The following is a 14,625-nucleotide window of genomic DNA, read 5'->3' as shown; positions in this document are numbered from 1 at the left end:
CTGCAAAACAGCCGGCCCAAACAAAGCAAACAACAGCCCATAAACCAGTGCCGTGGCGGCATTAAACACCAAAAACTTGATAAGCCGGCGCAACGCCGTCGGCTTTACTTTGCGCAAAGCCCGGCGCAAAACCGGGTAGTACCCTACCACCAGCACGTAAAACAAAGCCAGTTCGGTTTCCGGCACCAGCAAAAGCGCCAGCACCGACACCGTGCCATACAGCAGCAGCGCATACCGGGGACCATATTCCTCCAACACAGGAATGGCCAGAAACGCAGCAAACATGGGTGCTGCATAAGTGCCTACCTGGAGCGCGGCCCCAACCAGCATCAGCACCACCGAAAGTGCCCCCAATACGCCGCACAGTGCGATCTTCTGGCTTTCTGTTTTGCGCATTGCGGGTTCACCTGCTTTCGCAGTTATTATACCCTATTCCCTGCTGCTTTGCAATTCTGCCAGCTGTTCCACCGTACAAAAAGTATAGCCTTTTTCCCGGAACCAACCAATGATCTGCGGCAGCGCTTTCACGGTTTCTCCGGTGGCCTTGGTATCGTGCAGCAAAACCACACAGGTGGTCAGGTCCTCGGCATCTTCCTGAATGTTGCGCAAAATCCGGTCTGCATCCGGGTGGGATGCCGTAGCATCTTCTCCGCAGACATTCCAGTCGATCCAATGCCAACCCTTTTCCTCTGTCTGTGCCTTGAGCGTCTTCATAATGCCGCTGCCGCCGTATTTATGGCTTACCGTGTTGGTGCTGCCCCCGGGGAATCGCAGCCAGGTCAGATCTTCCAGTGACAGATAAGGTTCCAGGGCCTGGCGCAGGGTTTTGATATCCTGCCAGAACGCTTCCGGACTGCGGTAGATTGTAGCATACCGATGGGTGGCGCTATGCATGGCCACCTGATGCCCCTGCTGCTGGATGGTGCGCACCAGCGGCAGGTACTCCTGATTGATATCCTGCGCACAGACAAAAAACGTGGCAGGGACTTTCTCCCGGGCCAAAATATCCAACAGCGGCTGGGTGTTGGAGCTGGGGCCGTCGTCAAAGGTCAGGCAGACCTGCTTGGGCAGTGCAGTTTCCCCCGTGGCTGCCGATACGGCAAAACAGTCGTTGGGGATAGCGGTTTCTGCGTATTCCTGATGGTACAGCAGATGAACTACCGTGACCAGAATGACCAGCAACACAACCAATGTGAGCCACGCCGCCGTTTTCTGCGGCCATGTTTCCTGCGGACGATGATACCGGATGACGTTCCCCTCCCTTGCAGTTTTGCTACAGGGTATGCCATAACGGCATAAAATAAAACCTCACCTTCCGCAAGAAAGGCGAGGTTTTGTCGCGGCGTAGAAAGCCGGTTATACATGCACTGCGCCGGTATTTCGTTTGCGCCACAAGCGGGGCGAGAACAGCGCAAGAATCGGGTACAGTTCCAGGCGTCCGGCCAGCATATCAAAGGAAAGCAGCAGCTTGACCGGGTCGGAGAAGTCGGCAAAGGAACCCATGGGGCCTACCACTTCCAGGCCGGGTCCCACGTTATTGAAGCAGGTGGCTACTGCCGTGAAGGTCGTAACAAGATCGAACCCGTCCAGGGAGACCAAAAGCACCGAACCGGCGAACAGCAGCATATAAATATTGAAGTAATTGTGCACACCACGCAGCGTTTTTTCGTCCAGGGCTTTACCTTCAAAACGAACGGTCGTGATGGCATGGCTGTGCAGCATCTTATTCAGGTCCTGCTTGGCCGCTTTAAAGAAAATAATAATGCGGGAAATTTTCAGACCACCGGCCGTGGACCCTGCACAAGCCCCCATAAAGGTAAGCAATACCAGCAGCGTCCGCGAATAATTGGGCCAGAGGTTAAAATCCGCCGTGGCATAACCGGTGGTGGTGACAATGGACGACACCTGGAAAAAAGCCGTGCGCAGCGCCGTGCCCACATTGTCATACAGTCCGGCAATGTTGATGGTAATGGTGATGGTCGAAAAAGCCACGATGCCCAGGTACACCCGCAATTCTTCGGAGCGGAAAGCATCCCGGAAATGGCGCAGCAAAATGAAGTAATACAGATTAAAGTTGATGCCGAACAGCAGCATGAATACGCCGATGACCACTTCAAAGAAGGGATTGTTATAAGCCCCCACACTGAGGGCCTTGTTGCTGAAACCGCCGGTACCGGCGGTGCCGAAGGAATGAATCAGCGAATCGTACAGCGGCATCCCGCCGGCGCAAAGGATTATTACTTCAATGACCGTCAGCACAAAATAGATCTCATACAGGATTTTTGCGCTGTCCCGCAATTTGCTGGAGATTTTGCCCACCGTCGGGCCGGGTACCTCAGCACGCATAAGGTGCATGGCACGGCCATCAGTCATGGGCAGAATTGCCATAGCAAACACCAGTACGCCCATACCGCCGATCCAGTGGGAGAAACTGCGCCAGAACAAGAGTCCTCGGCTCATACTTTCCACATCGGTCAGAATGGTGGACCCTGTGGTGGTAAAGCCGGACACCATCTCAAAGAAGGCGTCAAAAAAGGACGGGATCTCGCCGGAGAGGACAAAGGGCAGCGCACCGAAAATCGACATTAACACCCAGACCAGCGCTACAATCACCAGGCCGTCGCGGGCATAGATGGTTGTGTTGCGCGGAGTACGGAAACTGAGCAGCAACCCCAGCACCGCCAACAGCAGAACCGGCCACAAAAAAGCCAGTACAATTCCCCATTCGCCGTACAAGGCGGAGCAAAGCATCGGGCAAAGCATCAGCACTGCCTCAATCAGAAAAATGCGGCCCAGGACAAAGGTGACCATTCTATAATTCATCCGCGGCGCCTCACTTTACAATGTCACGCAGGGCATGCAGGGTCGTATCTGTGGTAACGACCACCACGTCATCCCCTTCGGAAAGCGCGTCGTCACCGGAAGGAATGACCGTCTGACCGTTCCGGCGTACAATGCCTACAATCAGCAGGCCGTCTTTCAGCTGTACATCTTTCAGCGGTTTGCCAATGAAAGGCAAGCCGGGGCCCACATTAAATTCCAGAGCTTCTACCCGGCCGCCTACCAGGCGGTGCAGCGTCTTGATATTATCGGAATCAATGCTGTTTTGCATGGCACGCACGTACCGTGTGATGGCTTCGCTGGTTACTGAGGCAGTGGAAACCACACTGTCCACCAGATTGTTGGCCGTTGCCAGGTCCGCAAAGGAAGGGCGGTTGATCTTGGCCACTACCTTGCAGGAATTGAACTGGGATGCGTACATGGCCAGAATGATGTTGGACTCGTCCATGCCGGTCAACGCCACAAAAGCGTCCATCTCGGTGATCCGTTCTTCGCTGAGCAGCTCGCTGTCGGCACCATCCCCGTGAATCACCAGCACACCGGGGAATTTTTCACTCATATCCTGGCAGCGTTTCAGGTTGTTGTCGATCACGGTTACGCGTTTTTGCACATCCTGCAGCTCTTTGACCAGATAATAGGTCATGCGGCCTGCACCCACGATCATAATGTTGTTGGCACGTTCTTTGAACAGGTGCAGCTTGCGGAAAAAAGCTTCCAGATCGCTGGGAGATGCGGTGAGATAGATCTTATCCCCTGCCTGCAGTTCAAAAGAACCGGAAGGAATAATCGTTTCCTGGCCGCGCGCCACCGCACAAACCAGAATCTTAACGCGGATATTCCGGTACAGGTCTGCCAGCGGCATACCCACCAGCGGATTATCCGGTCCTACGCGGTACTCCACCAGCTCAAAGCGCTGACGGCAGAACTGCTCCCGCTTAATGGCGCTGGGAAACCGCAGCACACGGGCAATCTCCCGCGAGGTGGCTTTTTCCGGGTTGATAACCATGGACAGGCCCAGTTCCTCCCGCATAAAGCGCAGCTGTTTCTCGTATTCCGGATTCCGGATTCTGGCAATGGTGTGCCGTGTGCCGATCTTTTTGGCTACCAGGCAGGAAAGAATGTTGATTTCATCACTGGAAGTCGTGGCAATCAGCAAATCTGCGCCGTCTTCAAAAGCTTCCTTCTGCACGTCATAGCAGCCGCCGTTGCCTGCCACACCGCGCACATCGTAAATGTTTACAATGTTATCAATAATTTCAGCGTTCTGGTCAATACCGACAATATCATGACCCTCTGCGGCGAGCTGCGCAGCCAGGGCACGGCCAACCTTGCCCAGACCGACAACTACGATTCTCATAGCCTATCTCCTTTTTCTGTTTTCAAACGCACTGTGCCCCGAAAAGCCGACAAAAGGGCGCAGACTTCTACAGTATCAGACCAATTATAGCAAAGTAGCAAAAAAAAGCAATAGGACGCACAGAACCGGGCCAAAAAACATGGTGAAAGCAACAGTTATACAGATTTTGTACAAAAAAGGCGCGGCTTTCCGCAAGGAAAACCGCGCCGGGACAGGAATAGTAAAATCAGCTGTTCTGAACGTTGTTCTTCAGGATGACGTCATGGCTGCCGCCTTCCACAATGGAGGTGGAGGATACCACCGTCAGACGGGCTTTCTCCTGCAGTTCGGGAATGGAGAGCGCGCCGCAGTTGCACATGGTGGAACGCACTTTGTACAGGGTGGTCTGCACACCGTCTGCCAGAGGACCGGCGTACGGGACATAGGAGTCAACGCCTTCCTCGAAGCTGAGTTTCTGGGCGCCGCCCAGATCGTAACGCTGCCAGTTGCGGGCACGGTTGGAACCTTCGCCCCAGTACTCCTTGACGTAGTTGCCGCCTACCCGCAGCTTGTTCGTGGGGGACTCATCAAAGCGGGCAAAGTAACGGCCCAGCATGACAAAGTCTGCGCCCATGGCCAAAGCCAGCGTGATGTGGTAGTCCTGCACAATACCGCCGTCCGAGCAGATGGGCACATAAATGCCGGTCTCTTTGTAGTATTCGTCGCGGGCCTTGGCAACTTCGATAACTGCCGTTGCCTGACCACGGCCGATGCCCTTGGTCTCACGGGTGATGCAAATGGAACCGCCGCCAATGCCGATCTTGACAAAGTCTGCACCCGCTTTGGCCAGGAACATAAAGCCTTCACGGTCAACAACGTTGCCGGCGCCGACCTTTACTTTGTCGCCGTAATGTTCACGAATCCAGGAGATGGTACGGGACTGCCACTCGCTGAAGCCCTCGGAAGAGTCAATGCAGAGCACATCCACGCCAGCTTCAACCAGTGCAGGAACACGCTCGGCATAGTCGCGGGTATTGATACCGGCGCCGACCACGTAGCTCTTGTTGGCATCCAGCAGTTCGTTGACGTTTTCTTTGTGGGAATCATAGTCCTTGCGGAAAACCATATACTGCAGATGGCCTTCGTCATCGATCAGCGGCAGAGAGTTGATCTTGTTATCCCAGATAATATCGTTGCAGTCATGCAGACTGGTGGTGGCGGGGGCGGTGACCAGCTTGTCCAGCGGGGTCATGAACTCAGTGACCTTCAGGTCATTGGTCATGCGGGACAGACGGTAGTCACGGGAAGCCACAATGCCCAGCAGCTTGCCGTGGGCCGTGCCGTCATCGGTGATGGCAACGGTGGAATGGCCGGTGCGGGTCTTGAGGTCCAGCACATCGCCCAGAGTGGCCTCCGGCGGCAGGTTGGAGTCGGAAGTGACAAAACCCTTTTTGTAGGCCTTGACCCGGCGCACCATATCGGCTTCCTGTTCGATGGTCTGGGAACCGTAAATAAAGGAAACACCGCCCTGCTTGGCCAGCGCAATCGCCAGTTTCTCACCGGAAACAGACTGCATGATGGCCGATACCATGGGGATATTCATTTCCAGCGGGCACTCTTCCTCGCCCTTGCGGTACTTGACCAGCGGGGTTTTCAGACTGACGGCCGTCGGCACACATTCTGAAGAAGAATAGCCGGGGACGAGCAGATATTCACCAAAAGTACGAGACGGTTCGGAAAAATAATACGCCATAAATGCACTCTCCTGACATCCTGATTTGAACGATCAATTGGTTTAGCCATTGATTTATATGTGATTAGAGAGATTGTACCACATTTGCGGAGAAAACACAAAAGATTTCACGAAAATCTTTCTTGCACGGGAATCGGGAAAGTTGTGAATTATGCACCAAATCCGGCAAAAAAAGTACGACTTTGGTTGTTCTCTTGCTCCAATCCTTCCTGCGGGGGTGTTTTCCGACACCGTTTTTTATGCTATAATAGGGCCCATATCAAAGAAAGGGTCCGTTTCTATGCTGTTACAACATTACAAATTTCTGGATCCCGGGCAGGCACGGCGGCAGGCGCTGGCACAGCAGGTATTCTGTGCGGCATTGGCCTTTCTGCTGATTTTGTCCGAGGTATTCAGTTCCAATATTCAATCCACGCTTCCCACCTTCAGCCATCTGGCCCGTCTGGCCCTGACCGGCGGTGCGGTGCTGCTGCTGGGGGCAAAAATTCTGCTGCTGACCGATTATGAACGGCGCTGGCAGCCGGTTCTGGCCGGAGCGGTTCTTCTGTACACTGCTTTTGCCGCCTGGTATGGAGATGACGTGTGGTTTCTGCTGGCGGCCCTGGTCGGTTTGGGCGCCAAAGATATTGATCTGCGCGGTGCACTCCGGGTCTACCTGGCAGCTGCCATAGCTGGCTTGGTTGTGGTGCAGCTACTCCATTTTGCTACCCCGTTGATGCCGTACAATTTCTATTGCCGCAACTGGGACTTTGGCTACGGCCATTACAACGGATTTGGAGCGCGGCTGGTGGGGGTCTTCTTTGCCTGGGCCTGGCTGCGGCACGACCGCATGCGCTGGTTTGACTGGCTGGGGCTGGCCGCGCTGTTCCTCTTTACCTATAAGGTGCCGGGCAGCCGCGGTGCTGCCGGGGCTATGGCAGGTTTGCTGGTCTTGTTCGCCGTGCAGAGATTCCTCCCCCGCCTGTTTGACAACAAAATCTGGTATGCATTGGTGATTGCCCTGCCCATCGGTTTGGCAGCGTTCAGTCTGTACGCCGGGTATGTGTACAACCCCGAATGGCCTTATGAACGGATGGCGCTGCTGCTCTTGAGCATCTTCCTCTCCGGCCGGTTTGAAATCTGGCACAATGTATTCTGGAGCGCCGATCTTTCTGTGTTGGGCGGGCTGCCCACTGATGGCGATGAACATCACGCCATCGACAACGCATTTTTGGCCATTCCCATGAACAAGGGGTATCTGGGTGCAATTTTGGTGGCGGTATTCTTTTTGCTGCTTCTGTGGCGGCTGGCCAAACATCGCCATGCCACCGAACTGTTGTGTCTGGTGGCCTTTACCCTATATATATTTATGGAAAACAAGCCGTTCCTGCTGTCGGCCAATCCGTTTTTGCTGATGGCCCCCTGCGTGTTCTTTGCCGGAAACAAAACACCGGCGGAAGAGCCGTTGCCGGTGGTGTGCCAGCGCACAGCAAATATATGAATAAGAAAACCACGGTGCTTTTTGGTATTGCGCCGTGGTTTTTTGATTTTATCGGGACGTGGCAGCATCATGGATAGCAGCAAAAATCCATTTTGCGAACTCCTGGCCAAACATCCCGCATGGATTACATGGGTTCATTCATATTCTGTGCGAATAACAAAAGAGTGAGGCAAATGGAAAATTGCTTTTTTTATAAAAACCGGATAAAAATATTCATGTTCTAATTGTTCGAATTTCAGCCATTCAAACGTATTTTGGTGTGTTCCTTCCCACAAGAAAAACCGATCGCCTTTAGAAAGCAAATCTGTATCTGAAATATCCATCAAAAAATAAATGCAAATTTCATGATACTGAAGGCCATCGACATCTTCTTTGAAAAAGCCTTGATTAAGCCAAAGCGGACGCGTGATTCTGACTGCAACGCCTAATTCTTCTTTTACTTCACGGAGGATGGCATCCTCTGCCCTTTCTCCCAATTTGACACGACCTCCGGGTAGATAATAATAAGGGGAACGTTCGTCGTGCATCGCTAAAATCCTTCCGTCCTTTAGGATGATTGCGCACACTCGATAGTTGAACTTTTCATTCCTGGTTTCAAATGAAATATCCATTGCTTCACCTCGTAATCGTGGTTATGTATCGATAATTCAGAAAGGTTTACATATGTTCATGAAGAGAAGGACGTGCAGCAGCACAATAAACAAAAAATCCCGAATGCTTTGGCTTAACAGTGATAAGGAACTAAACCACTTATCAACTGTTAGCTGACGGTTTTCGGGTGCATACGAGACTCCCGACTGATTCCTAACAGGAATTAGTCGGGAGTTTTTCTTGTTAACAGAGCCTATATTGGAGGATAGCATTATGAAAACATTACTTTCCTGTGAATTTAACATGGACACAGGCTGCGTTGAACTAAGATATTCTGACGACAGCATGATTTCCATTAATTGCACCGCGGTAGAGGACGAAGTTGCGAATAGCCGTTTCCAGCGGTCTGAACTGGACTGGCTCATCTACAACGATCCGCTGTCTTATGCGGAATTGATTTTGAATGGTGATCCAGAAAAATACTTGCGAACCGTAACAGAGATCCCGCAGTTAGATTCTGATTGATAACTCTATAAATCTTGACGTGCAAAGGGCATCCATACGAAAGCATGGATGCCCTTTGTCTTAACTTAGCCTTGTGGGCGGCAAGCATTTTACCCACTTTTCTCCTTATAGACTTCGTGGAGCCTTTGGAGACCAGTGTTTTATCGAAATCAGCCTTTCGGCGGATGGGGGTCCCCTCCATGGCTATCCGCAGACTGAATACGACCGTCCAGCCCATGAATGACAAACTCAGTGCCTTGGTTTCGGCTGATTTGTCTTCCAGCATTTACTGCCTGTTCCTTGGTGGAATAGTGGCCACTGGAGCGTTGAGCTCCGCCACGTTTTACATCCCAGCCACCATTGGGATTGTGAACGACGTGATGAGTAGAACGAGCCATACGATTACCCCCTGTGTGCCTTAGGACAGCAGATTGCACAACCGTCCGCATCGAGATAGATTTTCTTCGCATGAGCTACTGCCTCAACCTCGCTTTCAAAGTAGCCCACATACTGTGCGCTACGGATGCCAAGCTGTTCAGCATGCTCTTTTGTATGGACTTCATGATGAAGGCCAGGATTTAACGTCTGATTGTTGTTAACATAGTAATAATGATACATATAATTTTCCTTTCTGCTTGACCAAACAAGCGATACATGATATTTTGATAGCGTACATATTGCAAATGAGCGGTTAATCTGTGCCAGCAGATTGCCGCTCTTTTTATTTGTACATAAGACACCACCTCCTTAAAAGCTTCGGAAATTCACCTGTCCACGGCTTCCGTGGGGCCGGTGAATTTCTCTTTTTTTGATGGTCCCATTATACAGCTATTTCTGCTATTTAAAAAACTCATATGTTCTGTGTTTGGTGGCAAAATTAAAAAAATATAAGATAATAATTGAAATTGTTTGATTTTTGGTGGCAAATATTGTATAATGAAATAAGATGGGAGGAGTGTGCCTTGGGAAAAAAGCTATACACAAAAGAAAACATCTCCAAAGCCGAAACCGAATGGCTGGGCATACCCGAACTTGTGGTATTAAAAACAAACAGGGATGATGTTGGTTTAGAAGTTGTACATCGTAGATACTTTGAGGATGAAAAATTGCTCTGCCCTGCTTGTCGTTCCTCGAGAACACGCTGCTCTAAAATTGTGGATCGAAAACTCAAGGATTTATTGTGGCTTGACGAGGACCACAAGACATTTCAAATAATCAGCCTACTTTTTCATCAGCGTTATATGCGCTGTGATAATTGCGGGCAAAGCGTTTTCCCTGAGCCTACAGAATTTGGAGAAAAGGGATGCAAATTCACAAATCGGCTATCAGATGCCTTGGCAGATGGAACCTTTCAATTCTCATATAAAAAAGTATGCCAGCATTACGGTGTTCCAGCTTCTACTGCTTCAGTGGGTGAAGTAATGCGACGCAGGATCCAGTATAGGGAGTCATTGTTGCCGCCGGTCAGAACACCGCATATCATTAGCATTGTCGAGGTGGTGTTTTTTGGGGAGTTCTATCCCGCTGTTTTAGGGATTTGGGATGGTGAGGTTTATTGCCTGGACATTTTGCGAGATTCATCTGAGGAAACCTGTGGTGCATTTCTGAAAACATTGGATGCTAAACAAGTTGAAATTATATATGTAGACCCAGTCGATAGCTTATTTAATGCTGTGAATCAGTACTTTCCAATGGCTTCAATTGTGGTGACTGATGAGGCGGTTCAGCGATATGCCAGAAACGCTATGCTTGATATTATCCATTCCGACGGAAAGCGTTTTCCAGTGGTTCATAAAGACCGGCGATTGACGGTACTCCACAAAGACCTGGATGATAGAACTGTCGTTCCCAGAATTAAGGAAGGGATGAAGAGTAGGCCGAGGTTGCAACAGGCTTACAATCACCATCAGAAATTGTTGGAGCTTATGGAAACCAAGTGGTCGATGGAAGATCTCCGAACATGGGCAGACCAGATTCCGGCAGAGGTAGATGAGTTTTTGGCAGTTGGTGATATTATTGATATCTTTGGCGAGCAATTAAGCGGATTTTTGACACTGGGCGAGAAGCCACCCAACAATTATCAGTTTGCGGTGCAAGGCATCTGTGACGCTATCAAGGATATGCCGCACTGCATTTTCGATGTAATGCGTGGTCGCTGCATCTTCTCTATAACTCACGACACCATGGAGGAAAACGGAGAACTGTGGCGATACGGCATTAAGTCAAGTCGTTTAACCGAGAAAATCAATGAGATCTCAGCCAATATTAGGGAGGAACGAGATTATGGATACCAATGAAAAGATCAAAATAGTCGGTACAAACATTCAAGAAAAAGCAAATCTGATATGGAATGTGGCGAACAGTCTATTTGGAGCATATAAGCCTCATGAATATGGTCTGGTTATTTTGCCCATGGTTGTGATTAAGCGTTTTCATGACTGCTTACTCCCGACCAGAGAGAAAGTGCTGGCCACTTATGAAAAGGTGAAACAGTTAGCCGTCAAAGATGGTTTTCTGCGTACTGCATCTGGCTATCGTTTTTACAATACCAGCCAGTACACCTTCGAGCGACTGAAAGCTGACCCAGAGAATATTAAGACCAATTTCGAGGCGTACATCAACGGCTTCTCCGATAATGTTATTGACATTCTGGCGAATATGGGCTTCTTTACGCAAATCGAGCGTATGGCGGATGCGGGAGTTCTGTATCAGGTTATCAGCGACTTTACTGCTGACAATGCAGATATGAATCCGGAGAAAATTTCCGCAATTGATATGGGCTATGTCTTCGAAAACCTTGTTCAGCGTTTTTCTGAGAGTTATGATGAAGAAGCAGGTGCGCACTTCACCAGCCGTGACATTATTTATTTGATGTGTGACTTGCTTACCATGAATGCGGATTTTTCCGGCGAGGATGCCCCTGCCAAGACTGTATACGATATGGCGATGGGCACCAGTCAGATGCTTACCTGTATGGAAGAGCGTGTTCACGCCCTTGACAAAGAGGCTGAAATCATCTGTTATGGCCAAGAAATCAACCCTTTTACTTTTGGTATCGCCAAAGCGGACATGCTGATCCGTGGTGGCGATCCTGAAAACATGCAGTTCGGCGACACCTTGAATGCGGATAAATTCAAGGGCTATACCTTCGACTACATTATCTCTAATCCTCCATTTGGTATCGATTGGAAGCGTGAAGCAGCTGATGTGGAGAAAGAACATAAACTGGGCGATGCCGGTCGGTTTGGCGTTGGCTTACCTCAAAAATCCGATGGGCAGATGCTGTTCTTGCTGAATGGCATTGCTAAATTGAAGGACACCGGCAGAATGGCTATTATTCAAAATGGTTCCTCTCTCTTCACAGGAGATGCAGGAAGTGGCCCCAGTGAAATCCGTCGCTATATTATTGAGAATGACTGGTTGGATGCCATTGTTCAGCTCCCCAATGACAGCTTTTATAACACCGGAATTGCAACCTATGTCTGGATAGTATCCAAAAATAAACCCGAAACACATAGAGAACGCATTTTGCTGATTGATGCCAGCAAGTGCTGTGAGGCCCGCAGACGTCCTATTGGTAATAAGCGTGTAGATATTACGGAATCTTGCCGCAATTTGATCACACAGGCATACAGCGAATATAGAAGTGCAATTTTCACAAAGACCTTAGAAGATAAAAAAACAGTGCTGACTTGCAAAAGCAAAGTGCTTGATGCCATATCGCTTGGCTACAATAAAATTACAGTGGAAAGTCCTGCTTTGGATGATGATGGCAAACCGATTGTAAAAAAAGGAAAGCCAGTAGCCGATACCTCCAAGCGTGACACTGAAAGTGTTCCACTTGATGAAGATGTGGATGCTTATTTTGCACGGGAAGTTCTGCCTTATCGTCCGGGTGCTTGGATTGACAAAAGCAAGACCAAGGTTGGGTATGAGATTCCATTCACTCGTACCTTCTATGAATATGAGGAACTGGAACCAGCGGCCGATATTGCAAAACGCATTGCGGCCCGTGAAAAGGTACTGATGGAGAAATTGCAGGCATTGTTTGGAAATGGTGGTGGGCAAAATGAGTGAGATTACTACCTATGAAAAAACAAAAGATAGCGGCATCGAATGGGTAGGCAGCGTTCCCTCTCACTGGCGTGTCCACACTTTGTATCAACTCGTGACCCAGGTCAAGGAAAAAAACAGCAATCTTCAGGAAAAGAATCTGCTGTCTTTGAGTTACGGCAAAATCAAACGTAAAGATATTGATTCGCCGGATGGACTTCTTCCTGCGTCTTTTGACGGTTATAACATTATCGAAGACGGGGATATTGTCCTTCGTTTAACAGATTTACAGAACGACCATACAAGCCTTCGGGTAGGTTTGGCCACAGAGCGTGGTATTATTACCTCTGCTTACACAACCTTGCGTCCAATAGACACAAGCAATTCAAAATACTTATATTACCTACTCCATGCCTTTGATCTAAAAAAAGGATTTTACGGTATGGGTTCTGGTGTGCGACAAGGATTAAATTACGCAGAAGTGAAGGAACTTCGTGTCGTGCTGCCAGGTCAAGATGAACAGAATGCTATTGTTCGATTCCTTGATAATCAATGCGGACAAATCGATTCAATTATTGAGGAAGCGAAATCCAGCATAGAAGAATATAAAAAGTGGAGAGCTTCTATCATTTTTGAAGCAGTGACCAAGGGACTAAACCCTTTAGCAGAAATGAAGGATAGCCATATTGATTGGATTGGGTTGGTTCCATCTCATTGGAAACTAAGCAGAATAAAAAACGAATTAGACAATTTGGATTATCTGAGAGAACCTATTAGTGCAGAGAAACGAGAAAACATTTTAGGACTGTATGATTATTATGGAGCTTCTGGCGTCATTGACAAAATTGACGATTATAATGTTGATGATAAAGTACTGCTTATTGGAGAAGATGGTGCGAATCTACGGATGCGAAATTTGCCACTGGTGTACAAGGCAGAGGGAAAATTTTGGGTAAACAATCATGCTCATATTTTAAAAGTTCATGATGATAATTGCTATGGTTTTATAGCTTACTTGTTGGAAGCTGGTGATTATAGTGTGTTTATTACAGGCTCTGCACAACCCAAGCTTTCTCAGTTTAATCTAATGAGATTTCCTATTGTCATACCGCCATTGGTTGAACAGCAGGAAATCGAGGCATATCTTGACGAAAAATGTTCAGCTATTGATGCATTGATCAGAGAAAAGAAGTCCTTGTTGAGTGAGCTGGAAATCTACAAGCGTTCTCTCATATTGGAAACTGTTACAGGCAAAAGAAAGGTGGTGTGACCATGAACGAAACGGAAAAACGCTTTGAGGAATTCATAGAGTCCTACCTTATTTCTGAGGATGGTGGATGGACAAAGGCAACAGATGCTGGTTATTGTAGCGATGAAAGCAAAGATATGTTTCTGGACATCGTCACTCTGACCGATTTCGTAAAAAGTACCCAGCCCATGGCATGGAAACGCTTCGAGAGGATGTGTACGATCAACCCAGTTCGGCAGTTTTATAAGGCATTTGAAAATGCCGTCACACAGGATGGACTGATTTCTGTTCTGCGTCACGGCTTTAAGCATCGTGGCATCAATTTTCGTGTGTGCTATTTTAAGCCTGAGTCTGAGCTGAACGAGGTGTCCATCACCAACTACCAAAAGAATGTCTGCCAGTGTATCCGCCAGTGGCACTATTCTAAACGCAACACAAATACAGTCGATATGATGCTGGCTGTCAACGGCATCCCCGTTGTGGCGATTGAATTGAAGAATCAGCTCACCGGGCAGTCGGTGGATGACGCTATGCGTCAGTGGCAATATGACCGCAACTACAATGAACCCGCATTCGGATTTAATAAGCGTGTTCTCGCATACTTTGCCTGCGATCTCTACAATGTATATATGACTACCCAGCTGAAAGGCCCGGAGACAACGTTCCTTCCTTTCAATCAAGGCAGTGCCGGTGCAGGCAAGGATGGCGGTGCAGGTAATCCAAAGAGCACCGATGGCATCTATGTAACTTCATACTTCTGGGAGAAAGTCCTCCAGAAGGATAGCTTGTTGGATATTCTGCAAAAGTTCATTAACTAC

General features: G+C 48.9%; 14 protein-coding genes. 6 read left to right on the top strand and 8 right to left on the bottom strand.

Annotated elements, in window-relative coordinates:
- From H6B10_RS06455 to H6B10_RS06435, 5 genes are all read right to left on the bottom strand, one after another.
- Positions 1-396, bottom strand: a 396-nt coding sequence (locus H6B10_RS06455; protein ID WP_204650795.1) for a hypothetical protein, incomplete at its 3' end; no start/stop codon positions are given.
- 33 nt (positions 397-429) lie between these two features.
- Positions 430-1,185 (bottom strand): polysaccharide deacetylase family protein, encoded by a 756-nt coding sequence (locus tag H6B10_RS06450; RefSeq protein WP_345941711.1) that lies wholly within the window; start codon positions 1,183-1,185, stop codon positions 430-432.
- Positions 1,186-1,356: 171 nt separating this feature from the next.
- Positions 1,357-2,823 carry a TrkH family potassium uptake protein gene (locus H6B10_RS06445; protein ID WP_204650791.1) on the bottom strand — a complete coding sequence of 489 codons (1,467 nt, stop codon included), beginning with the start codon at positions 2,821-2,823 and terminating at the stop codon, positions 1,357-1,359.
- Between the two features lie 10 nt (positions 2,824-2,833).
- Positions 2,834-4,198 carry a Trk system potassium transporter TrkA gene (gene trkA, locus H6B10_RS06440; protein WP_204650789.1) on the bottom strand — a complete coding sequence of 455 codons (1,365 nt, stop codon included), beginning with the start codon at positions 4,196-4,198 and terminating at the stop codon, positions 2,834-2,836.
- Positions 4,199-4,424: 226 nt separating this feature from the next.
- Complete coding sequence (locus H6B10_RS06435; RefSeq protein ID WP_204650787.1) at positions 4,425-5,930, bottom strand: IMP dehydrogenase; 1,506 nt, start codon at positions 5,928-5,930, stop codon at positions 4,425-4,427.
- Between the two features lie 280 nt (positions 5,931-6,210).
- Between H6B10_RS06435 and H6B10_RS06430 the strand changes: the two genes are divergently transcribed.
- Positions 6,211-7,410, top strand: a complete 1,200-nt coding sequence (locus H6B10_RS06430) for a hypothetical protein (RefSeq protein ID WP_204650785.1) — start codon at positions 6,211-6,213, stop codon at positions 7,408-7,410.
- A 134-nt stretch (positions 7,411-7,544) separates the two neighbouring features.
- Here H6B10_RS06430 and H6B10_RS06425 read toward each other — a convergent pair whose 3' ends face one another.
- The gene (locus tag H6B10_RS06425) at positions 7,545-8,021 is read right to left on the bottom strand and encodes an NUDIX hydrolase (RefSeq protein ID WP_204650783.1); all 477 of its coding nucleotides are present in this window, start codon (positions 8,019-8,021) and stop codon (positions 7,545-7,547) included.
- Between the two features lie 253 nt (positions 8,022-8,274).
- Between H6B10_RS06425 and H6B10_RS06420 the strand changes: the two genes are divergently transcribed.
- Entirely contained in the window at positions 8,275-8,526 is a 252-nt protein-coding gene (locus H6B10_RS06420; protein ID WP_013379462.1) for a DUF6061 family protein, read from the top strand.
- A 149-nt stretch (positions 8,527-8,675) separates the two neighbouring features.
- Here H6B10_RS06420 and H6B10_RS06415 read toward each other — a convergent pair whose 3' ends face one another.
- Both H6B10_RS06415 and H6B10_RS06410 read right to left on the bottom strand, forming a co-directional pair.
- Positions 8,676-8,903, bottom strand: a complete 228-nt coding sequence (locus H6B10_RS06415; RefSeq protein WP_013379461.1) for a DUF2188 domain-containing protein — start codon at positions 8,901-8,903, stop codon at positions 8,676-8,678.
- Between the two features lie 4 nt (positions 8,904-8,907).
- Positions 8,908-9,123: a hypothetical protein gene (locus H6B10_RS06410; protein WP_013379459.1), complete on the bottom strand. Its 216-nt coding sequence runs from the start codon at positions 9,121-9,123 to the stop codon at positions 8,908-8,910.
- Positions 9,124-9,467: 344 nt separating this feature from the next.
- Between H6B10_RS06410 and H6B10_RS06405 the strand changes: the two genes are divergently transcribed.
- The 4 genes from H6B10_RS06405 to H6B10_RS06390 form a co-directional block, all read left to right on the top strand.
- Positions 9,468-10,802, top strand: coding sequence for a transposase (locus tag H6B10_RS06405; protein ID WP_204650781.1), 1,335 nt, complete (start codon positions 9,468-9,470; stop codon positions 10,800-10,802).
- A complete protein-coding gene (locus H6B10_RS06400; protein ID WP_204650779.1) occupies positions 10,789-12,582 on the top strand; it encodes a type I restriction-modification system subunit M in 1,794 nt (597 codons plus the stop codon). The genes H6B10_RS06405 and H6B10_RS06400 overlap by 14 nt, the downstream gene beginning before the upstream one ends.
- Positions 12,575-13,828, top strand: coding sequence for a restriction endonuclease subunit S (locus tag H6B10_RS06395; RefSeq protein WP_243427285.1), 1,254 nt, complete (start codon positions 12,575-12,577; stop codon positions 13,826-13,828). The genes H6B10_RS06400 and H6B10_RS06395 overlap by 8 nt, the downstream gene beginning before the upstream one ends.
- Positions 13,829-13,830: 2 nt before the next feature.
- A partial coding sequence (locus tag H6B10_RS06390; protein ID WP_243427284.1) for a type I restriction endonuclease occupies positions 13,831-14,625 on the top strand: 795 nt, incomplete at its 3' end.

It is taken from the genome of Gemmiger formicilis, from assembly GCF_016901605.1.
Lineage (GTDB): Bacteria > Bacillota > Clostridia > Oscillospirales > Ruminococcaceae > Gemmiger > Gemmiger formicilis_B.
This window is presented reverse-complemented; position numbering and strand designations above follow the sequence as displayed.

Coding starts and splice junctions, on each gene's coding strand:
- H6B10_RS06445 (WP_204650791.1), bottom strand. CDS start 2,823: ATGAATTATAGAATGGTCACCTTTGTCCTGGGCCGCATTTTTCTGATT.
- trkA (WP_204650789.1), bottom strand. CDS start 4,198: ATGAGAATCGTAGTTGTCGGTCTGGGCAAGGTTGGCCGTGCCCTGGCT.
- H6B10_RS06435 (WP_204650787.1), bottom strand. CDS start 5,930: ATGGCGTATTATTTTTCCGAACCGTCTCGTACTTTTGGTGAATATCTG.
- H6B10_RS06430 (WP_204650785.1), top strand. CDS start 6,211: ATGCTGTTACAACATTACAAATTTCTGGATCCCGGGCAGGCACGGCGG.
- H6B10_RS06425 (WP_204650783.1), bottom strand. CDS start 8,021: ATGGATATTTCATTTGAAACCAGGAATGAAAAGTTCAACTATCGAGTG.
- H6B10_RS06420 (WP_013379462.1), top strand. CDS start 8,275: ATGAAAACATTACTTTCCTGTGAATTTAACATGGACACAGGCTGCGTT.
- H6B10_RS06415 (WP_013379461.1), bottom strand. CDS start 8,903: ATGGCTCGTTCTACTCATCACGTCGTTCACAATCCCAATGGTGGCTGG.
- H6B10_RS06410 (WP_013379459.1), bottom strand. CDS start 9,123: ATGTATCATTATTACTATGTTAACAACAATCAGACGTTAAATCCTGGC.
- H6B10_RS06400 (WP_204650779.1), top strand. CDS start 10,789: ATGGATACCAATGAAAAGATCAAAATAGTCGGTACAAACATTCAAGAA.
- H6B10_RS06395 (WP_243427285.1), top strand. CDS start 12,575: ATGAGTGAGATTACTACCTATGAAAAAACAAAAGATAGCGGCATCGAA.